We start from the raw sequence: 22,443 nt of genomic DNA on the forward strand, positions 1-22,443 counted from the left end.
CTAATTTAAGCCCCCTGATTGAGCTCTAGCCAACCGCGGAGCTTGCCCGGATTCATCAATCCATTTGGATCGAGTCGCTGTTTAGTTGCCACTTGATTACCATCGATGATACCGAGTCCTCCATCCTCTACGGTAATTACGTGGGGGTTAAAGACTATGGCTCCTTGGGTGTGGCAATCAGCTATAAGCTGCTTTAACAATTTAGCCCCATGCCAACGCACCAAAGGCAGGGCAGCTATGCGTACATCACCCTGTTGCCTTACCAACTCAAGATGCCAGATTAGATCATCACCCCAGAGTTTTTGTAAGGCATGCATTGCAGGCAACTCAGGTTGAGGCAGAAGCATTTGTAAATATGTCCAGCCCGGTTCTGAAGCTCTTGTGTGACAGGTAGTGTGATTCCAGCTCAACTCACGAAGGCCACTGCTTTTTTTAAGGTCCTCAGCTCCAAGGCTATGTAGGTCTGCTCCAGCCGCAGCAGCTAAGCGATACAAAGTTGAGAGACCATCAGGGGCAACGAGTAGCAGTAACCTGTGCTTTGTTGATGTCGGCCCGCTCCAGGCAGGCAACTTTTTCAGTAAAGGGGCCTCCAGCGCAGTTGCTAGATGCAGCGATAGGGCTGATCGGCCGCAGTCAAGAAGTAATTTTACTGCGACATTCCAATCTGCGCAGTCAAGACTGACTTGCTGCCAATCCACAGAAGGAATTGTAGCCAATGTTAACGCTGTGATAATTCCATTAGTCCCATAGGCGTGGTTCAACGCTTCCGCCTCAGCATTCTCGAGATAAAGGCGCTGGGGCTTTGTCGTCACAGGCACTACTTCACAGCCCAATAGATGACCAGGATCGCGAAGAAATCCCCAGCTCACTGATCCAATCCCACCCGAACCTCCGGCAACGAAACCACCGATTGTGGCGCTACGCCAAGTACTGGGAAGTAAGCGCAATTGACGACTGTGGCTACGCAACTCCTGATCTAGGTGACCCATTGGACAACCCGGTTCCACGGTGACAATCCCGGTAGAATCATTGATTTCACGAATACAACGCAACTTGTTGGTCAGCATCACCACCCCACCATCGAGCGGCACACACTGCCCATAGTTACCGGTTCCCGCACCCCGAACTGTTATAGGTACTGCATGCCGAGCGCATGCCGACGCCAAATGTTCGACAGCATCGATCGATCGAGGACGTGCCACCAACTGTGCCTTACAATTCTTGAGCCGAGGACTCAAAACAGGCGAGTAGTCGAAAGCATCTAGAGAATATCGCGCTAGATCGTCAGGCTCATCGTGAATATCCAGGTCATCCAAAACTTCTAGGTCTTTTTTTAGAATAAGAAGCGCATCGGAACGAGTCATCGTCACAGGTAACTCACTGTTAAGGGGTCTAGCGATTAAACGGTGCCAACCAATTCCCTTGAACCAAGACTTTTCGGGAAGATGACCGTCGCATTGCGTCTGACCAGCTGTTGCCCTCAACACAAATGAGATCAGCTGGTGCGCCCTCGCGGAGGACTCCATCCCAGGAGAGATCAAGAATCCTCGCTGCTGCAGTGGTAAACGGCGCCAAACCTAGTCGCTGCCAAGGCAGCAGTTGAGTGAGGGGAATGGCAGTAGCCATCAAGGTCAATGGATCAAAGTCACCGCCGGGAAACCAAGGATCTGCAACATTGTCTCCTGCTACGGCAACTTGCACGCCACAGCGTTGAAGCTGGCGAATTGGAGCCTGAGGACGATGCAATGGTGTGATATCTGGGTTACGAGCAAGAAGCCAGGCATTAGTCAACGGTAGAGCGATCACCTGCAGCTTTGCCATCGCCATGCGCTCACCAAGCCGCTGAAGCGAGGCTTGGGGCAATAATGCGAGGCTGCTGACATGACTACAGGTGACCGGTACTGCAACAGGAGTGACGCACAACGCCAGAAGCAACTGCTGAATGCCCTGAGCGGGAGCTTTATCAGATTCATCAATGTGCAAATCCACACCACAACCATGTCGATCGGCTAGTTGAAGCAAAATTCTCAACTGTCGGTCAACCTTAGACCCAATCATTGATGGGTCCAATACACCACCGAGGAGACCACCACATTGGGCCACACGTACGGCCATTAATTGCCCTTCCGGTGAGCTCCAAAAAGCAAGAGGGGCTAGGGCTACAAGCTGTAGTTCAAGCTGACCATTCCAGCGCCCTTGCAGAGTCAAAAGTGCTTCCCAGCTGGACTCTATCTCGAAGCCACCGCTATCGATATGGCTACGTACAGCCCGCAGTCCCTGAGAAAAGGCTTGCTGCATGGCACGTTCTCCCCGGGCTAAGACCATATCCGCCGATCGAGACCGGTGTTCCATCAAATTTGCTTTTAGCGCTCCCTCGTAAGTGCCCGATAGATTTGGGTGATTGCTCCACGTAAATGCTTTGTCTAGATGCACATGGGCATCTACAAGACGTGGCAACACCATCATTCTCGGGAGTGGCAAACCAGGGGGCAATGGATGCGGTTGTAGAAGATGTCCATTGCGCCATCTGAGCTGAATAGGGGTCAATCCCTCTTTCGTACAACCGGGAATATTGTGTTGGGTAGACAGTTCAAGCAGCCCGCGGGGGACCCAAGCCTTAATGTGATTGTAGCTGTCTAAATGCTCATTCACTCTTTGTCATCGCTTTTAACTTGGGCACATGGAATCACAAGACAACGCTAGATATAACTTTAGACTCGATATTCCAATTTGAGACAAATCCAAATCGAAAACAGCTCCTTATCTTTACTTGTACGGTGCCTCGGGTTACCTGTGTGAATCTTCTAGTGTTTTAAGTGAGCCTGCTAAGCGATTAATAGCTCATCGTTGCAACCGTACAGAACCGAAGTGATCGTCGATCCAAAGATGTGACCATGTCAGAAGACGAATGTTGTTGCAAGATTTCTTATTCGCAACCACCATTAGTTGAACTACTGAATATTGGATTTGATAACCACCAAACGGAGAATTGATAGGAAAACGTCCAAGCCTTTAGTATACCGAGACCTACCGTTGGCGATTCTGCTATGGGCAAGTACTGCTTAGGGAGTAAAAAACACTCGGTAGGCCGTGACACGGATTGGTAGATTCTTGCTAGTGCGGCGGGTGTAGCCAAGTGGTTAAGGCAGCGGCTTGTGGCGCCGCCATTCGGGGGTTCGAATCCCCTCACTCGCCCTCAATTTGACGAGGTTCTAGTTGAAAACCTAAATAGAATCAAGCCTTTTGGATCATTAGCTGTATTGATTTGGTCAGCCTTAAAAGGTGACTCGTGCGCCAACATCTGCTCTCAACCGCTTTACTAAAAAGCAGCGTTATGACTACGACACCACCGAGAACGTCGATTCAACTACCTCCTAGGACGGCGGTGCTAAGTGATCGCGGCAGCTATTGGATCACTACCTTCGGTTGCCAGATGAATAGAGCCGACTCTGAGCGCATGGCGGGGATTCTTGAGTCTATGGGTTACAGCCAGGCGACAGGGGAACTAGAAGCAGATCTAGTACTCTACAATACCTGTACAATTCGTAACAATGCTGAGCAGAAAGTCTACAGCTATTTGGGCAGACAGGCTCAGCGGAAACGTCACAATCCCAATCTTACTCTTGTGGTAGCGGGTTGTGTCGCACAACAGGAAGGCGAGTCCCTACTACGTCGTGTTCCTGAACTGGATCTTGTGATGGGCCCCCAGCATGCCAATCGCCTTGAAACTTTGCTTCAACAGGTAGACAGTGGACAGCAGGTTGTAGCTACCGAAACGCACTACATCCTCGAAGACATCACCATAGCCCGCCGCGATAGTCCCGTCTGTGGCTGGGTCAATGCAATTTATGGATGCAATGAACGCTGCACATACTGCGTTGTACCCTCCGTACGTGGATTAGAGCAATCCCGCCGCCCAGAAGCAATCCGCTTAGAGATAGAAGATTTAGCTGCTCGGGGATTTAAAGAAATTACCCTATTAGGACAAAACATCGACGCCTACGGCCGCGATTTACCTGGTATCACATCGGAAGGACGTCGCCAACATACTCTCACCGACTTGCTGCATTACGTACATGATGTAGAAGGAATCAAACGTATTCGTTTTGCCACCAGTCACCCCCGCTACTTCACGGAACGCCTGATCGATACTTGTGCTGATTTGCCAAAACTCTGTGAGCATTTTCACATCCCATTCCAAAGTGGTGACAATGATGTACTTCGAGCCATGGCTCGGGGTTACACCGTAGAGCGCTACCTAAGAATCATCGATCGAATTCGTGAACGAATGCCGGATGCTTCAATCAGTGCCGATGCGATTGTGGCGTTTCCGGGAGAAACGGACGCTCAGTATAAACATACCCTTGAGTTGATTGAGGAGGTTGGCTTTGATCAAGTTAATACGGCTGCTTACTCACCACGGCCGCACACCCCGGCTGCTAATTGGGCCAACCAACTACCTGAAGCGGTGAAGGTTGCTCGGCTGCAGGAGATCAATGCCGTGGTGGAACACAACGCTCGCGCCCGTAATACTCGTTATACGGGGCGAATTGAAGAAGTACTTGCGGAGGGCATCAATCCCAAAAACCCAGTGCAACTAACAGGCCGTACCCGTACTAATCGGCTCACCTTCTTCAACTCTAAAAGTTCAGACGGACATCACTACAATCTTGGTGATTTAGTGAATGTTCGAATCGATGCTGTCCGGTCTTTTTCACTTAGCGGCACAACTGTGTCCTGAACCGCATTGATGCTTTTGAAGTTCTCAATTTCCAGGAGCCGGTTCTAGTGATGGCAACGAACCCCACAACGATCGGTCTTGTTTTTGGTGGTCACTCCGGTGAGCATGAAGTATCGATCCGATCGGCGGTCACTGTACTGAGTGGGTTATGCAGTGGTACTAACGTTCAGCGCTACGAGGTCATTGCTTTCTACATCGACCGAGACGGCCGCTGGTGGGGACCCGATCTGGCAAATCGTGTGTTAGCCACTAGACAGCCGATCGATCCGCCAGATCCTCTCCCCCCAAAAGGATTTAGGTCACTCCCTGTCGACAGTGAAGCTGTTGAAATTTGGTATCCTGTACTACATGGTCCCTATGGAGAAGATGGAACTGTTCAAGGACTCTTCAAACTCATGCGACAGCCCTTTGTCGGCGCAGGCGTGCTGGGCTCGGCATTGAGTATGGACAAGCTGGCAGCGAAAACAGTATTTGCTAATGCTAACCTGTCCCAAGTGCCCTACGTCGGACTCCATTCTTCAGATCTCACTGATCCGTATCAACGAAAGATCATTTTCGATCATATTGAAACCAAACTGCGTTACCCCTATTTTGTGAAGCCAGCTAACCTCGGGTCGTCATTAGGGATTAGCAAAGTTCGCAACCGTGAGGAACTTGAATATGGCCTTACATCAGCAGCTTTGCTTGATTCGCGGCTTGTTGTGGAAGAGGGAGTTAGCGCCCGAGAGTTGGAATGCGCCGTTTTGGGTCGTGATTCTTTAAAAACTTCCGTCGTGGGCGAAGTGCACTTCGACGCCGATTGGTACGACTATGATACGAAATATACGGCTGGTCTTAGCTCTACAGTGATACCCGCTGAGTTGCCCGAGAATGTGTCACAACGCATTCGTGAACAAACGCTGAAAGCATGTGTTGCCACAGGGGTGATAGGTATGGCTCGCGTTGATTTTTTCTATAATGCGTCGACCGATCAGCTGTGGATCAATGAAATCAATACTCTTCCGGGTTTTACGAGCCAAAGCATGTATCCCATGCTGTGGGAAGCCAGCGGAGTAACACTCGACCAACTTGTGCACAGACTAGTCCAAACAGCGTGAGAATAGGAATAGCATCCCCGCCATCGCCGTGAATCATGGACTGTTATGGCTTCCGTTGCTTTTGGCTTTCATTCTGCTGGCTTCTCTCGGTTGGCTAGAGCGTCGTCGCCAGGCTATGTTTCGTAGTTGGGCTGAGGGATCAGAATTAGCGAAGCTAGATGGCAGCGGCGGCGCGCAACTCAAAAATGGTCAGCTTCACTGGAGCAGCTTTGAAGCCGGCCGGTTTCAGAACCAGGGCAGCTTTGATGTCTGCAAGCTTGAACTAGTGGAGCTGATGGCTTTGGCCTCGGGCGATGCTCCACTCACCGATGAATCCCAAGGCCCCTGTCGTTTAAGACTTGTAGGAAAGGACCTTCAGATGGATGTTCCCTTTGCCGATGCCGAACGAGCTCGCAATTGGGGTGCACAACTGATGGCTCGAGCCCGATGCGATCTTTGACTCCCCGCGTTACCTCACATAATTGTGATGACGGAGCGTCCTCTTTCACCACATCTCTTACGTCGCCGAGAGCTGCGCCGACGCAAGCGCCAAGAGCTTACTGTTCAAACCTGGCGTGTGAGCATCTACTTTCTCCTGGCCAGCAGCTTTGGGTGGTTGTTATTGCGCTATGGCTGGACCGTGGAAGATGTGAACAAGATTTTTATCAGCGGAAATTCTGGTCTCAGCGCCGAGCAGGTAGCCAAATCAGGCGGACTGTCTTTTCCTCAGCCTTTGTTCCAAATAACACCAAGAGAGCTGGAAAAGAAACTCGTCTTTGATTTTCCGGTGCAATCAGCTTCGGTGGAGCGGCGTCTACTACCTGCTCGGCTTGAAGTGCATCTACTTCGACAAACACCGATAGCACGCGCCGTACGCCAACAAGCGGGTATGGCAGAGCGTGGAATGATTGATGCTGATGGGCATTGGATCCCGCTCAGTATGCTCTCAAAGATGCCCGCTCCGCTGTCGAGCATTACGGTCAATGGTTGGAATTTCTCTCAACGCTGTTCAATTGCCCAGCTGTTACAACAACGCTATCAACTGAAGGGCATCCTCAAAACCATCAACATCGACCCCAGCGGAAGAATTACCCTCATTACGAGTCGTCTTGGTGAGATCGATCTAGGTCGAGACCAGAGCCAACTAGACAAACAGATTAGGGCGATCGCTCGACTTAGCACAACCCTTCCAGCCCACTTGATCAATGATGATCGGATCACACTAGACCTAACAAATCCTGATCGTCCAGAGCTTCAGCTACCGACGAAACCATTTCCTTCAGAGATGGCACCCACTTCTTGAATAGTAAACCCTAATGCAAGGTTACATCATAAGAACGTTTTTTGATTGTGGCCAATCAAGGCTGATACATTGTTTCAGGGACATAATGCAGCCATAAACCATTAGATCAGCCTCGGTAATGGAGATGGCGAGCGATATGACATCTTTCGAGGCTCCAGGCATCCAGCCTAGCCAATCGGCCCGCATTGAGGTGATCGGCGTTGGGGGCGGAGGTGGTAACGCGGTAAATCGCATGATTATCAGCGATCTTGAAGGCGTGGTCTATCGGGTGCTGAATACAGATACTCAGGCTCTCATCCAGTCCCAAGCTGAACACCGTCTCCAACTTGGTCAAACCCTGACTCGAGGACTGGGGGCTGGCGGCAATCCCACAATTGGGCAGAAGGCAGCAAAGGAATCTAGAACCGATCTACATGACTCACTTCAAGGTGCAGATCTAGTTTTTATAGCTGCGGGAATGGGAGGCGGAACAGGCACTGGTGCTGCACCAGTGGTGGCAGAAGTGGCCCGCGAAATCGGTGCCCTCACGGTCGGCATAGTAACTAAACCGTTCGGCTTTGAAGGCCGCCGTCGTATGCGTCAGGCTGATGAAGGCATTGCTCGCCTTGCTGAACATGTAGACACCCTGATTGTGATTCCCAACAACCGATTACGAGATGCCATAGCCGGCTCGCCGCTCCAGGAAGCCTTCCGCAGTGCCGATGATGTACTGCGTATGGGCGTCAAAGGTATCAGCGACATCATCACATTTCCCGGGTTAGTAAATGTGGACTTTGCTGATGTCCGCTCGGTGATGACTGAGGCTGGCACGGCCCTTTTGGGTATTGGTATCGGCTCGGGTCGATCCAGAGCGATCGAGGCAGCACAAGCTGCCATTGCTAGTCCGCTATTAGAAACAGAGCGTATAGATGGGGCAAAGGGTTGCGTGATCAACGTCAGCGGCGGCAAGGATATGACCCTTGAGGATATGACTACAGCCTCTGAAGTGATCTACGATGTGGTTGATCCAGAAGCAAACATCATTGTTGGGGCAGTGGTCGACGAAGCTCTTGAAGGAGAGATACACGTAACAGTTATTGCAACCGGTTTTGAGAACAACCAACCGTATATTAATGGGCGCAATAGTCGCCTGGCCTCGAATGCCGCCCGCCGACAAGAGGTCGCGGAAAACGGTGCCCGTATTCCCGAATTTTTAAGGCAGCGCCAGCAACGGCCTGAGCGTCTCGGTTGAGCAAGCATCCATTCGATGACCCGGAGTCCACGCCTGCTCTAAGCATCCCGTGTGGCTGCTACCTTCCGGTTCTGACCAGGTTTGGGCGTCAGAACCGCGTGGGTCCGAGTCGCTGCAATGCTAGCAATAAGAAGCCGAGGGATTTGAAAGTTTATGCGTCCCTTCGATTTGATCAGACTCAAACAAAGTGGGAAGCCCATCATCATGCTCACCGCGTGGGATTGTCTGTCAGCTGCCCTCGTAGAGGCTGCCGGTGCTGATGTAGTCCTAGTGGGTGATTCTCTGGGGATGGTGGCCTTAGGCCATGCCACCACGCTACCGGTCACATTGGACCAAATGCTTTATCACACCCAGGCTGTAGCTAGGGGCTTCACCGCCATGCCATTGAATCAGCCGTTGTTGGTGTGCGATTTGCCGTTCCTCAGCTATCAATGCGGAACCGATCTTGCGGTGGCAGCTGCCGGGAAATTGCTTAAGGAATCCTCGGCCTCGGCCGTCAAATTAGAGGGAGCCGATCCCGAAGTTGTGATCGTGGTCGATCGTCTTGTACGTATGGGCATCCCAGTGATGGGCCACCTTGGCCTCACTCCGCAAGCTGTCAATCGGTTGGGATACCGACGTCAAGCAACTGATCAGGTGAGTCAAGACCGTCTAATCGCACAGGCCATCACCCTCGAGAAAAGGGGCTGTTTTGCCTTGGTGTTGGAGCATGTTCCCGACGAATTAGCAGGGCGAACTCGCCGCCAATTAAGTATTCCTGTGATTGGGATCGGAGCAGGAGATGATTGCGACGGTCAAGTTCGTGTAACGGCTGACCTACTTGGCATGACTGCGCAGCAACCTCCCTTCAGTCCTCCTCTGTTGGATAGCCGAAAGATGTGTATTGATGCTCTGGTGTCGTGGATTCGACAGCAGCATCGGATAACGAGTCCCACCACAGCACCACCTCAATCAAAATTCGATTGCTGAGGGCCATGCCCTCCGGATCACTTAAACACCAACGCTTGGCACGTCGCTGTAGCAAGCCCTGTGCTAGAAATGGAGCCCAGCGTTGCTCCAGGGCTGTTGCATCGATCGTACTGAGATTTACCCCTTCAGCTCGACGAAGTCCAACTAGTAGCTGCTCATCGAGAGGCATGCCTGACCCAAATTGCGGCACATAATCATTATTTAACCAAGCTGCATAAGCATCACGAGTCCGCGGACGAGTTAACCGTTCTCCCCAGGGGGCAGACGTCGCCCCCATTCCAAAACCCCACCAACCAGACCCACTCCAATACACTCTATTATGCCGAGATGCATGCCCAGGACGTGCATAGTTAGAGATTTCATAACGGCGAAGCCCGGTTTTTGAAAGGCGAACCGATGTGAGATCCATTAAATTGCAAGAAACATCCTCGTCCGGTAGCGATAAGTCGCCGCGCTCAAGCCAGCGGTGAAACACTGTTCCTGGTTCCACAGACAAATCGTAAATCGATAGATGAGGAGAACCGCTTGCTATGGCTTGATCCAATTGATGATTCCAACCTTCTGTAGTTTGGTCAGGCAGACTCTGAATCAAATCCAGACTCCATGATCGCAGCTGACGATTCTTGTAAGCCTCGTCCATCCATGCACAGGCTTCTAGAAGGTCTTTGGATCGATGTCGTCGCCCCAATCGCTCCAAAACCCCATCGTCGAAACTTTGACCACCAAGGCTGATCCGATTAACGCCAGAGGATAAAACTTTGATCAGCTGACGCTGATCAAAGCTGGCAGGATCCATCTCAAGGGTGATTTCCGCACCGTCTTGCAGTCCATACCGAGAGCGGAGTTGATCAAGCAAAGCACCTATTTGGTCAGCGCTCAAAAGTGATGGAGTACCACCACCGAAATAGACCGTTGACAGTGGCGGACCAGTTGGTGCAGAAGCGATCTCGCGATGTAAAAGATGTAGGTAGCTCTGAATCGAAGTATTTCCTGGCCCCTGTGTACAATTGGCTCGATCACCGAGCGGGACAATAGCGAAGTCGCAGTAGTAACAACGTCGATGGCAAAAGGGAATGTGGATATAAGCGCTGCGAGGAGGAGCGAGGTAGGTCATGCTTCGATCGTTTGGACTGAGCTGCCACGACTTGAGCCCATGGTGGATCCGCTCATTCTGCTACTGTTCATTCTTTCCGGCTCGGCCGCTGGATGGATGGGAGTTCACCTCCTTCCGGTGGGAGTCGTGAACGAAACCACTGATGCAGAAAGAATTCGCCTCATCCTCAGTGGATCAGGTGGTGGGATCGGCCTGATTGCTGGATTGGTGTTTAAACGGCTCCGAGTGAACCTGATGAATCAGGTTCGTACCATGCCAACAGATCTGTTAGTGAGCCGCGCTTTAGGTCTGATTCTTGGCCTACTAGTCGCTAACCTGTTGCTGCTCCCAGTCTTGCTGTTGCCTTTCCCCGGTGGCGTAGCACTGGTTAAGCCGCTTTTAGCAGTGGTCAGTAATGTGTTTTTCGGGGTTTTAGGCAGTAACCTTGCTGAAGTACACGGGCGTACTCTGCTTCGATTGTTTAATCCAGCGAGCACCGAAGCACTATTGGTTGCCGATGGGGTTCTGACACCTGCAACTGCCAAAATTCTCGATACAAGCGTGATTATCGACGGTCGAATACGCGGGATGCTCGCTTGTGGTCTTTTGGAAGGTCAGGTGATCGTGGCTGAATCGGTGATTGACGAGATGCAACAGCTGTCCGACTCCACAAACATCGAAAAACGTGCCAAAGGCCGACGTGGCCTTAAGCTCCTGAAGGATTTGCGAGAACTCTACGGCCGCAGGCTAGTGATTAATAGCACCCGATATGATGGCAAAGGCACTGACGACCGGCTTCTTCAGCTTGCAGGAGACACCGGTGGGACTCTGGTGACCGCTGACTTCAATCTGGCTCAAGTAGCGCAAGTTAAATCACTTAAAGTGATGAACTTGAGCGAACTCGTGATCGCTCTTCGGCCGGAAGTGCAACCCGGCGATGAACTTAATCTCAAAATTGTTCGAGAAGGTAAAGAAGCAAGTCAGGGCGTTGGTTACCTTGAAGACGGAACGATGGTAGTAGTGAATGAGGCTCTGGAGCTCATTGGTCAGCGGCGTCCGGTTGTTGTGACTGGTGCTCTTCAGACACCTACAGGGCGAATGGTATTTGCTCGGCTTGATGTGAAGAAGAGTGTCAAGACCAACAGCAAAGGAAAGGGACAGACCAAGACGGATAAATCCACCACTCAACGACCCATTGACCCTCGCTAGGCTCCCTTCACACGAAATGAGGCGCGGGAAATGACCACGTCAGCTCCTTACTACGGCGATGGCGCCGTGATGCGAACGCCTCCTCCAGATCTTCCTTCCCTCCTTTTAAAAGAGCGGATCGTCTACTTAGGATTACCCCTGTTTTCCGACGATGATGCTAAACGACAGATCGGAGTAGATGTAACCGAACTAATTATTGCTCAGTTGCTTTATTTGGAATTCGATAACGCCGAAAAACCAATCTATTTTTATATTAATTCGACTGGTACCAGCTGGTATTCCGGAGATGCTGTCGGTTTCGAAACGGAGGCTTTTGCCATCTGCGATACGCTCCGCTACGTAAAGCCTCCTGTTCATACGATATGTATCGGTCAGGCTATGGGGACAGCCGCTGTAATCTTGTCAGCAGGGACTAAAGGCCAAAGAGCCGCTTTACCTCACGCTTCCATTGTTTTGCACCAGCCACGCAGCGGCGCGCAGGGACAGGCAACGGATATTCAGATCAGAGCAAAGGAGGTTTTGCACAACAAGCAAGCGATGCTCGAAATCCTATCTAGGAATACAGGCCTTTCCGTGGATGTGCTGAGTAAAAACTCTGACCGTATGAGTTACCTCACCCCTCATGAAGCAGTGGAATTCGGCTTAATTGATCGGGTACTCAGCAGTCGCAAAGGTCTCCCTGACCCAACAGTTAACTGAACCGTTTTCGCTTTCAACAACTTTTGTCCTTCCTGACCAATGCCAATCGGTACTCCCAGCGTTCCCTACCGCCTTCCCGGCAGCCAAATGGAGCGCTGGGTTGATATTTATACTCGTCTCGGCGTTGAGCGCATTCTGTTCCTCGGCTCCGAGGTGAATGACGGAATCGCAAACAGCCTAGTAGCTCAGATGCTTTACCTTGACTCTGAAGATAGTGGCAAACCGATCTACCTATACATTAATTCACCAGGCGGTTCTGTGACAGCAGGTCTGGCGATTTACGACACGATCCAATATGTCAAAAGCGAAGTTGTCACCATCTGTGTGGGACTCGCGGCATCTATGGGTGCTTTCTTGCTTGCTGCTGGAGCGAAAGGCAAGCGCGTGGCCTTGCCCCACAGCCGTATCATGATTCACCAACCTCTGGGAGGTACTAGTCGCCGTCAGGCGAGTGACATTGAGATCGAAGCCCGTGAGATTTTGCGGATGAAAGATATGCTTAACCATTCTCTTGCGAATATGAGTGGTCAGACTTTCGAGAAGATTGAAAAGGACACAGACCGCGACTATTTCTTAAGTGCTGAAGAAGCTAAGGAATACGGGATCATCGACCGTGTTATTTCTCATCCGAATGAAGCCTGATCGCGTTTTGCGTCAGGCTATTGCGTAAGCTCCTGCATTGGTCCGCACTGCACGCCCACACCGGATATGGCCCAGCTTTTTTATGACTCCGATGCCGATCTCGGTCTGCTGAACGGCAAAACCATAGCGATCATTGGTTACGGCTCCCAAGGTCACGCCCACGCTCTTAATCTCAAAGACAGTGACGTAAAAGTCATCGTAGGCCTGTACAACGGCAGTCGATCTATCAATAAGGCAAAAGCTGATGGTCTTGAAGTCTTGAGTGTGGCTGATGCTTCCGCTAAGGCAGACTGGATAATGGTGCTTCTGCCTGACGAATTCCAAAAAGAAGTTTACGACAAAGAAATTGCACCACATCTAAGTACAGGCAAGGTGCTGGGCTTTGCTCATGGCTTTAACATTCGCTTCGGGCTTATCAAGCCCCCTGCAGATGTGGATGTGGTGATGATTGCCCCTAAAGGTCCGGGTCATACCGTGCGTTGGGAGTACCAAAACGGCCAGGGCGTTCCTGCGTTGTTTGCTATCGAACAAAACCCCTCTGGCAATGCTAGATCGCTTGCTATGGCTTATGCGAAGGGAATTGGCGGCACCCGTGCCGGTATACTTGAGACCAACTTCAGGGAAGAAACCGAAACAGACCTCTTTGGTGAGCAGGCGGTGCTCTGTGGTGGTCTCTCCGAGCTCATCAAGGCTGGTTTTGAAACCCTTGTAGAAGCAGGATACCAGCCTGAGCTAGCCTACTTCGAATGCATGCACGAAGTGAAGTTAATTGTGGATTTAATGGTGAAGGGTGGCCTAACGGCCATGCGGGACTCCATCTCTAACACCGCTGAATACGGTGACTATGTGAGCGGACCCCGCCTGATCACAGCTGATACCAAAGCTAAGATGAAAATGGTTCTAGCTGACATACAGGACGGGACCTTTGCGAAGAACTTTGTAGCCGAGTGCGAAGCCGGCAAGCCCAAAATGAAGAAGATGCGGAATCGCGATGCTCAGCATCCGATCGAAAATGTAGGTAAAAGTCTCCGTTCCATGTTCAGCTGGTTGAAACATGCCTAATACAGCGACTATCCATCCCGAGATCGGGGTGGTATTTGCTGCCGGGCTGGATTGGATTATGGGGGATCCACCGTGGTTGTTGCACCCTGTCGTTGTGATGGGGTGGGTAATTCGGTGGATGCGTGAGTTTTTAGAAACAGTTGCTGGGACGAACCGATTGGCCCTGAGTTTGGGCGGTGGACTAATAACCCTTTGCATAGTTCTCGGGAGCTGCGCGATAGGCTGGGCTGTCGAGCGTCTATGTTTTGCAGATTCACCAAATCACGAGTGGGGGTGGATACTTTTAGTGGTCGGGTTGGCCAGTGCCCTTGCAGCTCGTAGCCTTCGTTCTAGCGTTTTAGCTGTAGTGAAAGCGCTGACTATTCACTCCCACGATGGCGATTTTAGGTCAGCTCGCAAACAATTGAGCCGGATTGTAAGTCGCGATGTTAACCAGCTTGATGAATCAGAGATCCTACGAGCAGCAGCAGAAAGCGCTTCAGAAAATGCTGTCGATGGTATCTTCGCTCCGCTGTTTTGGATGATCGTCGGAATAGCGCTCTGGAGAGTCAACATAAGTCTCCCAGGTCCTCTTGCGCTGGTATGGGCTTTTAAAGCAAGCAGCACCCTGGATTCAATGCTCGGATACAAAATTGGAAAACTGCAATGGATTGGCACAGTTGGAGCCTGTTTAGATGACCTTCTTACTTGGGTCCCATGTCGGCTTGTTATGTTGTCGTTGCCATTGGTATCACGATCGTGGAACCGTTGGCTGATTTTGGTGAAGGCGGCTGAACGAGACGGTGCCCCTGATCCATCCCCGAATGCAGGACGTTCGGAAGCTATTTTTGCTCACTGCGCTGAAGTACAACTTGGAGGATGTAACCGTTACAAATCTAGTTGGGTTAACAAGCCAATTCTAGGCATGAACTACCCGCCAGCTGACCAAGCTGCGATTTTGACAGTGCTTAACCTTAGCCATAGGCTGGAGGGGCTATGGCTGTTTAGCATATTACTTGTGCATTTAAACCCAGCCTCTATCGAGTTAGCTTCAATAAGCACCTCGATCAATTGGTAATAGCAGTAAGCTAAACGTGCGAGCAATGATAGCGCAATCGAGCGCAAAAGAACGGCCACGGACATAAGCCAAATCAAGCTTCACTCGTTTCTTGTAGCTGAGGTTATTGCGCCCACTCACTTGCCAAAGCCCTGTTAATCCTGGGCGTACAGCCACTACTTCATCCATGTAAGGACCATAACGGACTAGCTCTTTATCAACGATTGGTCGCGGGCCAACTACACTCATATCACCGAGTAATATGTTTATGAACTGAGGTAGTTCATCAAGACTGGAACTCCTTAAAAATTTGCCAATCCGAGTGACGCGGGGATCGCACCGTAATTTGAAGTCTCGTTCATATTCGGCTTTAAGCTCTGGGTCTTCTATTAAAAAGGCGGCCAATGTAGCGTCAGCATCAGGGCGCATGGTACGGAATTTGATACAGCCGAAGTATTTGTAATCCCGTCCGACGCGGCGCTGAACGTAAAAGATTGGACCTGGGGAACCAAGCTTGATCAGACAAGCCAACAGCAGTAGCACGGGAGATCCCAAAGTGAGAACGGCGAGCGAGAAGATCACATCTCCACTACGCTTGAGTCCGCGTTCTGTCCGGTTCTGCTGACGAATCAGTGTCTTTGTTGTCAACGTGGACGGAGAAGCAAAAATCGCAGCCAGATATGGGCGATAGGTTCGTCTGCTGACATTTAGGCTGATCACCTTAGGCAAAGATGGCCGGAGAGCTTTCGTCGAAAACCCAGTATGCGTCTCAACATACTCAACTTTAGGACAATAACCCTGGCGGTCTGGTTCGGTCACTCGCAGCAACGGCGTAGTATGTCTGGTGCTGTGCCCAGGCTCGAAGCAAAGAAGCTTTAAACCGTGAGACGAATGTTTTGGGACAAAAGCATTCAGCCCGGGCTCTGATTTTTGCAGGATTCAGCCGATGCCACAGTCGGTTGTGCTCAAACCACTGCACAGCTTGTACAAGTGACTCTGCCGTTTGATCGGGGAAAAGCACGCCAGTTGGCTCTGAACAACCGTTAACAGCGCAACATACTGTGTCCAATAGACCACCTCGACCCAGACCAATTACTGGAGCACCAGCAGCCATGGCTTCTACCGGGGCGATTCCAAAATCTTCAAGTCCCCCATGTATAAATGCACGGCAGCGCGACATTAACCTTTCCACCTGCTTGTGAGACTGACGACCCAAGAGAGTGATGCTTGAGCCGGCGAGGGTTTCTAATCGAGAACGTTCTGGACCATCTCCAACTACAAGCAAGGGAAGCTTGAGGTGATTGAAAGCCTCCATGACCAAATCGACACGCTTGTAAGGAACTAAACGGCAGACGCACAAGTAGTTTGAGTCTCGGGCGGAATCCCAACGAAAGCGGTGAACGTTAACGGGAGGATGGATTACTTCAGCGTCGCGTCCCCAAAACTTACGAATTCGCCGAGCGGTAAATCGTGAATTAGCGATTATGTGGTCAACTCGTTGAGCACTAAGTTGATCCCATTGTCTCAATACATGCAATTGCCAACGAATCAGAGGTCCCAAGCCATGGCGTGCCAAAGCTGAACGGTTTAAGTAGGTATGCATTTGGTCCCATGCATAGCGAACCGGCGTATGCACATAACTAACATGGAGTTGGTCAGGCGACGTAAGTACCCCCTTCGCCACAAGATGGCTACTGCTGATTACAAGCTCAGTATCAGTAAGGTCAATCTGTTCAATAGCCATGGGGAGTAGCGGCAGGTATTGCTGGACATGACTTACACCCCAGGGGAAATGCTGGATCGGGCTTGTGCGAATGGCATGCTCAGAAAACCAACTCCCTTTACGGTAACTTTCATCATTGACGAGGGATGCTAGTAATGGTTGTCGACCAAGATCCCTCAATAAGCGGTCCAAAGCCTCCACAACAAGTTCAGCGCCTCCAATCGATCTTGGAGTGAACCAATCATGAACAAGAGCAATGCGCTGGGGCAAGGAATCGGATGTTAGCGACATAGTTTGACTAAAGTATTGATACAAAATTTCTTGGCTTGTTGCAATCCGCCCCCCTTAAGAGCTCACGATGTTGCTCTTGAATAAGAGGCTAGTTCCTGGGAATAAGCAACTTCCTTAATGTGAAAAAAAACTAAAAGATCTTTTGAAAACCCTTCGGTCTATTAACAAAAAAAGCGCAAGCGTCTTCATATCTTAAGTTGATAGAGGTCGGATTGTTGTGGGCACCCTCTCCTTCGACGAGACACAAACACAAGGCCCTCGCCGTTAACGACCTAGAAAACCATTGACAGTGGTGTTGCCATTATCAAGAGGGTAAGTAGCAATTAGGATAATAGAAGCTTTAAACGAATTCCTTGATCCGAAAAGTGCCGTGAATTATAGAACTAGTCAACTAATCATATTCGTAGCGGGAGCGATTGTTAACAAATACGCTTCTCTTTTAGACATCACATTTGGATGCTCTAATACTAATAAAAAGATTCTCTTATAAATTGACACAGATTTTTTGCTGCCGTTGCGTCTTTCTCAATCCAACCATCTTGGAACCAATCCCAGTAAGGTAGGTATTTGATAGTCCAACCTGCTCTCTTTAAAGCATTTGCACGTTCAAGGTGATCATCTGTGTAAGTGGAGCCATCAGCAAGGTAATGATGCTTACCATCAACTTCTATCCCCACTGCTTTTTTAGTTAATCGATCATAGACAACCAGATCCAGTCTGAAACCGCATGTGTGGACTTGATTATAAAGAACAAGTCTTTGTGGATAATCACTCTGAATGAGATCAGAAATTACATCTGCAACAATTAATTCGAACTCTGATTCGCATGCTAACGGTTCATAGGTCCAGCCAATAGGCAAATATCCAAGATCGATATCTTTGATATTCTTTATGCCTTGTCCCATCTTAGCAAGCATTTGCCGCATTAGCAGCATATTAGACGGTAATTTTCCATGTATAAAATAAGTAAAGTATTTTGCACGACTCGTTGCAACATTAAACCTATTCTGATCTTCCATAAATGCCTTAGAGTGTTTCTGTTCTTCATCTAAAGATGGCGTAAAAATGATTACGTCTCTCTCATTTCCCTGAAACTCTTCTGGTGTTCCAATCATTAGGGAAATATTATCTTGCTCTTCATCAGACAAACGGCGAAGTGCTTCCTCTTTCATGAAATTTACTTGATCTCTTATGAAAGAGACAACTCCAACATTAATGAACTCATTGTGCGCTAAAGGTGCTATCAAAAACACACTTTGAGTTAATGGTGTTGGTGTATTTCTAGCAAAAGACTCGATGATTTCAAAAGCACAATCAACCTCGCCTTTATTAATTTGTGAATTCTCCTCACGTTTTGTAGAGACCTGCAGGTCCATGAACGCGTTAATTGCCTTGTTTTCCGGTAATGCAGTCATGATTCTAAGTCCCTTTCCCGACCCTTCGTCTGAATAGAATTGATCGCTTGTAAATTCAGCAAGCATAGGAAGTGATCTAAAATGCTCGTTTAGTAGTACGGGAGCAGCAGTAACTGGATTCAGGTCATTGCGGATCAAATCAAGGATGGAAGACTCAGAGACAAGCAGGTCTCTATCCCCTGCAGTCTTGAAATCCAACGGGTATCCAGGGAGTCCGGAGAAGTACTTGTTCCAGGTTAACTTTTCAAAGACCTTGCTAAGGAAGATAACTCCGCCTGACTTAATCCCTAATTGCTTATGATCTCCAACAATGCAAAATCGCTTGGCACGAAAAAGGATTGGAAATATTTCTGCTAAATTGACTTGTGATGCTTCGTCAAGTATCAGCAGATCGAACGGCTCTGCTTCGAATGGCAAGTAGGGGTGAAGCGATTTAATCTCACCCATTACAATTGGAAAGACTTGGAAGAGCATATCAAATTCAATTTTTGCATTTGCACTTTTCACTCTATTAATACTCTTCCAGTATAATCTCTTGTAGAAAGCATCTAATGCATCTCTATATTTAGAATTCTGAAGCAGGTTATTAACCCGTATTGAGTGACTACTTGAGAGAAGTTCGGCAAGAATTGATTCCTTTGGGTTTGAAGGATAAAGTTCATTATTCCTTCGCTCAAAAGTTTTGCGTATTACTTCCAGAGGTTGATTAACAACGCTTCTCTGCAGTTGCTGAGCATCGGCAAAATAAGATAAGTATGTCAGTGTAAGAATTAATACTTCTTCCTTATATTGATTATATTGTTCGATCTCGAAGTTAAGTGCTCTAAGCACTGCTGTCGATAGAATTTTTAATCTTACCGCCTCTTTCAGGGATATTTCCCCCCCACTGCATCTTGATAACTCTCGAATATTGATACATTCTTTGAGCATTCTTCTTGCTTTTAAGCGAGATTTGTTGTTTTGAATGGGATTTATTTTTTTGATGATTGTTTCAGAAAGTGCAAAATCTTCTTCAAGTATTTTTCGACAATCAAGTGCTCTTTGATTGTTATTGTAATATTGTCGCAACTCAGATTCAAGGTTAAATATTTTCGATGCATAATTTTGTTTCTCAACAATTAAAGTATCCACTGTTTTAGATAGTCTCTCTAGTTCATTCTCCTCGATGCTTGTTTGGCAATCAGTTGCCCTGCTGAGTAAATCGTTAATCACGCCCCGGGTTTTTTGCTTTGTCCGTTTGTCATCTGAAATATAAAGGCACGCGGAATCGCCAAGTATATCTGTTACGTTTTTATAAACGATGTCAACAGCAGGCTTCTTCTGAGAAGCGACAAGCACTTTCATGCCTATCTCGCTCGCTGTTATTGCAAGTGCTGAGATTGTAAATGACTTACCAGTTCCTGGAGGACCTTGAATATAAGAGATGTCATTCTGTAGTGCACGATAGATTGCTGTTTTCTGTGATTTAGATAAGGAAAAAGGAAGTCTTGCTAAGGATACAAAAATATCATTATCCTCAATTTGCTTATGTCTAGATTCGAAATTCTTTCCGGCAAAAACTGATTGAAGTAGTCGCTCAAGAGTAGTCATTGTGAGATCCCTTGTGCAAGATCATTCAGTGCCCGGTATGTGCTCAGTCCTGGTGGTATTGGAGCAAAAAATATCCAGTCACCAGGACAATAGAAAAATTTCTTGATTTTAGTGATATCTCTTGCCTCAATCGCTGACTTAACACATGCTAAAGGTGACTCTAAACATTCGCATGGAGTTTTAGTAAATATTTTGAAGTCGCTAACAAATTTATCTGACAATGCTGCCATACTTACTAATTCCTCAAGACCGACATTATCTAGTTTCTCCTCAATATCCTGCACTATTTGACTCCCTGTCAAATTTGCATCTGGATCAAAAGCAGCATATGCTTCTTCTTCTTCGTCTGTATTTTTTGAAATCAATGCAGTCGCTAGATCATAGTTAACTACCCATTCGGAAATTTGACATTCTCCATTTTCTTCAAAAATGACCTGCCCATAAATTATTGGAGCAGCAATTAATCTAAGGAAATTCCTTGTACCCACCTTTTTAGTGTAAGTGCCCGCAAGCATGCCTACGCCACAGAAAATACCATTCCCAATTTTCTGTTGGTCAATTTCTCTCTTGTAACCCTCGTTACCTGTATTCTTCAGATCAGAAAAATGAATATTAGTTATCCGCTGAAATCTACTTTTAATTTTTCGCTTTGATGTTGTTATTAGAACTTGTGCATAATCTCCACCTGATGCGGAGCTGAATGCAACTTTTCTGCTCATATCTCGGAGATAAAGCAAATAGCGTTCGCTAAGATTACTATTCATAAACCTCAAAGAGAAACGGTATTCTTAAGAGTTTCCTCAAGATCTTTCACTGCATTAATAATTGCAACTTGTGCTGTCTCTACTTTCTTGACCTCATTAGTAATAGATTCGACCGTTTGAACTAATTCCTGGTTGCTTGCTTTTAAAGCAGCTTCAAGTTCCTCAGATCGCTTCTTGATTTTGTCTTTTTCCAGGAAAATGATAAAGGTGAGAAGCGCAGTGACTACAGGATTCGCCACTGCTGCCACTGCAAGGAAAGCGTTCATGGGTGTCTAATTACGGGAACTACCTTGTAAGTCTGTTACTGCTCTCTAGGTCTAACACCAGTGCAATTGATTTCTGCAAACATTTTATTATAAGACAATGAGGTTGTCAGATTTTCCAACAACCAAATGCAAATGGAAACAAACTTTAAAAGCTAAAGTCATCAAAGAGAATGGCATTTTAACAATACAGTTTGATTGTTACATTATTGACAGCAACTATTTCTGGAATATCCCTATTTGTAAAATCGAGATGCTCGTTACTTGACCGCTTTATAAAGTGTCTTTGGTTAAGCAATAGCACTTAAAGAAGAAATAAGTAGGTTACGTTGTTGTCCTCAAAGCAACCGTCAGTATCATGTTTACCGATACTAGTTGCTCTTAGCCCTGAGTATGATTCAATGGGCTAGTAAAAAGGTTATGACTGTTACTGGTTAAGTTACACTATCTTGGTTAGAACTAAGTGAGGATAGTTATTAACCTAAATCAGTTCTCAAAAAGAGCATTCATGTCCAAATTTATGATAAACCGGTAAATATACAAAAACCGGTTAAGTTTGCACCCATCTCGATTAATTTGTGTTTGGTTTAATAAAAGCGAAGCGATTTCTGATCTAAAAATTGATACCTTGACACCTGTAAGGAGACAGGTAAATTCTGGCAGTTGTTTAGAGATTAACTAGGCCAAGGAGTTTCTGATTCTGCTGTACACTATCCAAATCTTCTCCCTATAGAGAGAGTCACCATAACTTGCCTTCTAACGCTTGTCCGTTGTCTGAAAGGAAGGACTCTCCGAGTCAGAGAGAGGCATTATCCCCCGCCCCTATTCACATTTTCGGAGCATAATGATATTTCTAAGGATTCCCCTGGAATAATTAAATGGCCTAAGTTGCTTTCAGAGCAAATTTCTCTGTAATCTTTTGGGATTAGCTAAAAACGGAGAGGGAGGGATTCGAACCCTCGAGGGCGCTAACCCTACACGATTTCGAGTCGTGGGCGATCAACCGGACTCCGCCACCTCTCCATATGTCCATAGAACTTGGCCAATCTTGGCGCAGACTTATCGAGTCACAATCATGTCACGTATAAACGGTAGCGTGTCAATAATAACTTGGGATAGACTTTCCCCTATTCAGGTTATCGTTTCAGCACTTCAGCCAAGCATTTAACCCAATTCTGAATGACTCAAGAAATTTTAGGTTCGCACGACACGTTAGATAAAATTGCTGCTGATCAGCTCCCGACGGCAGAACTTGTGTGTTACTACTAGCAAATTAAATCAAGTATAATGACTACAATTAAATTCAGCATATTGCTGATAGAATATGTGTCTTTGG

18 protein-coding genes, 2 tRNA genes, 1 other RNA gene and 1 pseudogene are annotated in these 22,443 nt (G+C 48.0%); 12 read left to right on the forward strand and 10 right to left on the reverse strand.

The window, feature by feature from the left end; translation table 11 throughout:
* Nucleotides 1–5 precede the first annotated feature (5 nt).
* Both ABWV55_RS03170 and ABWV55_RS03175 read right to left on the reverse strand, forming a co-directional pair.
* Nucleotides 6–1,364: an FAD-binding oxidoreductase gene (locus ABWV55_RS03170; protein ID WP_353292536.1), complete on the reverse strand. Its 1,359-nt coding sequence runs from the start codon at nucleotides 1,362–1,364 to the stop codon at nucleotides 6–8.
* Nucleotides 1,365–1,392: 28 nt separating this feature from the next.
* Nucleotides 1,393–2,652 carry an amidohydrolase family protein gene (locus tag ABWV55_RS03175; RefSeq protein ID WP_353292263.1) on the reverse strand — a complete coding sequence of 420 codons (1,260 nt, stop codon included), beginning with the start codon at nucleotides 2,650–2,652 and terminating at the stop codon, nucleotides 1,393–1,395.
* Nucleotides 2,653–3,122: 470 nt separating this feature from the next.
* Here ABWV55_RS03175 and ABWV55_RS03180 point away from each other — a divergent pair.
* The 6 genes from ABWV55_RS03180 to ftsZ all read left to right on the forward strand — a co-directional run bounded on the left by ABWV55_RS03180 (nucleotide 3,123) and on the right by ftsZ (nucleotide 8,351).
* Nucleotides 3,123–3,195, forward strand: a tRNA-His gene (locus ABWV55_RS03180).
* 139 nt (nucleotides 3,196–3,334) lie between these two features.
* Complete coding sequence (miaB, locus tag ABWV55_RS03185) at nucleotides 3,335–4,741, forward strand: tRNA (N6-isopentenyl adenosine(37)-C2)-methylthiotransferase MiaB (RefSeq protein WP_353292537.1); 1,407 nt, start codon at nucleotides 3,335–3,337, stop codon at nucleotides 4,739–4,741.
* A gap of 50 nt (nucleotides 4,742–4,791) precedes the next feature.
* Entirely contained in the window at nucleotides 4,792–5,838 is a 1,047-nt protein-coding gene (locus ABWV55_RS03190; protein WP_353292264.1) for a D-alanine--D-alanine ligase family protein, read from the forward strand.
* Nucleotides 5,839–5,866: 28 nt separating this feature from the next.
* The gene (locus tag ABWV55_RS03195; RefSeq protein WP_353292265.1) at nucleotides 5,867–6,277 is read left to right on the forward strand and encodes a hypothetical protein; all 411 of its coding nucleotides are present in this window, start codon (nucleotides 5,867–5,869) and stop codon (nucleotides 6,275–6,277) included.
* Between the two features lie 27 nt (nucleotides 6,278–6,304).
* Nucleotides 6,305–7,120 (forward strand): FtsQ-type POTRA domain-containing protein, encoded by an 816-nt coding sequence (locus ABWV55_RS03200; RefSeq protein ID WP_353292266.1) that lies wholly within the window; start codon nucleotides 6,305–6,307, stop codon nucleotides 7,118–7,120.
* A gap of 118 nt (nucleotides 7,121–7,238) precedes the next feature.
* On the forward strand, nucleotides 7,239–8,351 hold the full coding sequence (gene ftsZ / locus ABWV55_RS03205; protein ID WP_353292267.1) for a cell division protein FtsZ: 1,113 nt from the start codon (nucleotides 7,239–7,241) through the stop codon (nucleotides 8,349–8,351).
* Nucleotides 8,352–8,365: 14 nt separating this feature from the next.
* Here ftsZ and ffs read toward each other — a convergent pair.
* Nucleotides 8,366–8,462, reverse strand: an RNA gene (gene ffs / locus ABWV55_RS03210) — signal recognition particle sRNA small type.
* 42 nt (nucleotides 8,463–8,504) lie between these two features.
* On the opposite strand from ffs, the gene panB reads away from it, so the two are divergent.
* Complete coding sequence (gene panB / locus ABWV55_RS03215) at nucleotides 8,505–9,320, forward strand: 3-methyl-2-oxobutanoate hydroxymethyltransferase (RefSeq protein ID WP_353292268.1); 816 nt, start codon at nucleotides 8,505–8,507, stop codon at nucleotides 9,318–9,320.
* On the opposite strand, the pseudogene hemW reads toward panB, so the two are convergent.
* A pseudogene (gene hemW, locus ABWV55_RS03220) lies at nucleotides 9,268–10,434 on the reverse strand (radical SAM family heme chaperone HemW); the annotation flags it as partial. The gene panB and the pseudogene hemW sit on opposite strands and share 53 nt — an antisense overlap.
* A gap of 39 nt (nucleotides 10,435–10,473) precedes the next feature.
* On the opposite strand from hemW, the gene ABWV55_RS03225 reads away from it, so the two are divergent.
* From ABWV55_RS03225 to cbiB, 5 genes are all read left to right on the forward strand, one after another.
* Nucleotides 10,474–11,622 (forward strand): PIN/TRAM domain-containing protein, encoded by a 1,149-nt coding sequence (locus ABWV55_RS03225; RefSeq protein ID WP_353292538.1) that lies wholly within the window; start codon nucleotides 10,474–10,476, stop codon nucleotides 11,620–11,622.
* Nucleotides 11,623–11,652: 30 nt separating this feature from the next.
* Entirely contained in the window at nucleotides 11,653–12,321 is a 669-nt protein-coding gene (locus ABWV55_RS03230) for an ATP-dependent Clp protease proteolytic subunit (protein ID WP_353292269.1), read from the forward strand.
* Between the two features lie 39 nt (nucleotides 12,322–12,360).
* Entirely contained in the window at nucleotides 12,361–12,963 is a 603-nt protein-coding gene (locus ABWV55_RS03235; RefSeq protein ID WP_353292270.1) for an ATP-dependent Clp protease proteolytic subunit, read from the forward strand.
* Nucleotides 12,964–13,029: 66 nt separating this feature from the next.
* On the forward strand, nucleotides 13,030–14,025 hold the full coding sequence (gene ilvC / locus ABWV55_RS03240) for a ketol-acid reductoisomerase (protein WP_353292271.1): 996 nt from the start codon (nucleotides 13,030–13,032) through the stop codon (nucleotides 14,023–14,025).
* Complete coding sequence (gene cbiB / locus ABWV55_RS03245) at nucleotides 14,018–15,082, forward strand: adenosylcobinamide-phosphate synthase CbiB (protein WP_353292272.1); 1,065 nt, start codon at nucleotides 14,018–14,020, stop codon at nucleotides 15,080–15,082. Before ilvC ends, cbiB begins: the two co-directional genes overlap by 8 nt.
* On the opposite strand, the gene ABWV55_RS03250 is transcribed toward cbiB, so the two are convergent.
* From ABWV55_RS03250 to ABWV55_RS03275, 6 genes are all read right to left on the reverse strand, one after another.
* Nucleotides 15,056–15,790 carry a sugar transferase gene (locus tag ABWV55_RS03250; protein WP_353292539.1) on the reverse strand — a complete coding sequence of 245 codons (735 nt, stop codon included), beginning with the start codon at nucleotides 15,788–15,790 and terminating at the stop codon, nucleotides 15,056–15,058. The two genes, cbiB and ABWV55_RS03250, sit on opposite strands and share 27 nt — an antisense overlap.
* Nucleotides 15,791–15,845: 55 nt before the next feature.
* Entirely contained in the window at nucleotides 15,846–17,075 is a 1,230-nt protein-coding gene (locus tag ABWV55_RS03255; protein ID WP_353292273.1) for a glycosyltransferase, read from the reverse strand.
* A gap of 467 nt (nucleotides 17,076–17,542) precedes the next feature.
* Nucleotides 17,543–20,080 carry an AAA domain-containing protein gene (locus tag ABWV55_RS03260; RefSeq protein ID WP_353292274.1) on the reverse strand — a complete coding sequence of 846 codons (2,538 nt, stop codon included), beginning with the start codon at nucleotides 20,078–20,080 and terminating at the stop codon, nucleotides 17,543–17,545.
* Complete coding sequence (locus ABWV55_RS03265; protein WP_353292275.1) at nucleotides 20,077–20,844, reverse strand: hypothetical protein; 768 nt, start codon at nucleotides 20,842–20,844, stop codon at nucleotides 20,077–20,079. Before ABWV55_RS03265 ends, ABWV55_RS03260 begins: the two co-directional genes overlap by 4 nt.
* 5 nt (nucleotides 20,845–20,849) lie before the next feature.
* Nucleotides 20,850–21,110, reverse strand: coding sequence for a hypothetical protein (locus tag ABWV55_RS03270; RefSeq protein WP_353292276.1), 261 nt, complete (start codon nucleotides 21,108–21,110; stop codon nucleotides 20,850–20,852).
* Nucleotides 21,111–22,043: 933 nt separating this feature from the next.
* Nucleotides 22,044–22,130, reverse strand: a tRNA-Ser gene (locus ABWV55_RS03275).
* Nucleotides 22,131–22,443 lie beyond the last annotated feature (313 nt).

The organism is Synechococcus sp. M16CYN (assembly GCF_040371545.1).
Lineage (GTDB): Bacteria > Cyanobacteriota > Cyanobacteriia > PCC-6307 > Cyanobiaceae > Parasynechococcus.

Coding starts and splice junctions, on each gene's coding strand:
- ABWV55_RS03200 (WP_353292266.1), top strand. CDS start 6,305: ATGACGGAGCGTCCTCTTTCACCACATCTCTTACGTCGCCGAGAGCTG.
- ABWV55_RS03255 (WP_353292273.1), bottom strand. CDS start 17,075: ATGTCGCTAACATCCGATTCCTTGCCCCAGCGCATTGCTCTTGTTCAT.
- ABWV55_RS03265 (WP_353292275.1), bottom strand. CDS start 20,844: ATGAATAGTAATCTTAGCGAACGCTATTTGCTTTATCTCCGAGATATG.
- ilvC (WP_353292271.1), top strand. CDS start 13,030: ATGGCCCAGCTTTTTTATGACTCCGATGCCGATCTCGGTCTGCTGAAC.
- cbiB (WP_353292272.1), top strand. CDS start 14,018: ATGCCTAATACAGCGACTATCCATCCCGAGATCGGGGTGGTATTTGCT.
- ABWV55_RS03225 (WP_353292538.1), top strand. CDS start 10,474: ATGGTGGATCCGCTCATTCTGCTACTGTTCATTCTTTCCGGCTCGGCC.
- ftsZ (WP_353292267.1), top strand. CDS start 7,239: ATGGAGATGGCGAGCGATATGACATCTTTCGAGGCTCCAGGCATCCAG.
- ABWV55_RS03230 (WP_353292269.1), top strand. CDS start 11,653: ATGACCACGTCAGCTCCTTACTACGGCGATGGCGCCGTGATGCGAACG.
- miaB (WP_353292537.1), top strand. CDS start 3,335: ATGACTACGACACCACCGAGAACGTCGATTCAACTACCTCCTAGGACG.
- ABWV55_RS03190 (WP_353292264.1), top strand. CDS start 4,792: ATGGCAACGAACCCCACAACGATCGGTCTTGTTTTTGGTGGTCACTCC.
- ABWV55_RS03235 (WP_353292270.1), top strand. CDS start 12,361: ATGCCAATCGGTACTCCCAGCGTTCCCTACCGCCTTCCCGGCAGCCAA.
- ABWV55_RS03170 (WP_353292536.1), bottom strand. CDS start 1,364: ATGACTCGTTCCGATGCGCTTCTTATTCTAAAAAAAGACCTAGAAGTT.
- panB (WP_353292268.1), top strand. CDS start 8,505: ATGCGTCCCTTCGATTTGATCAGACTCAAACAAAGTGGGAAGCCCATC.
- ABWV55_RS03270 (WP_353292276.1), bottom strand. CDS start 21,110: ATGAACGCTTTCCTTGCAGTGGCAGCAGTGGCGAATCCTGTAGTCACT.
- ABWV55_RS03260 (WP_353292274.1), bottom strand. CDS start 20,080: ATGACTACTCTTGAGCGACTACTTCAATCAGTTTTTGCCGGAAAGAAT.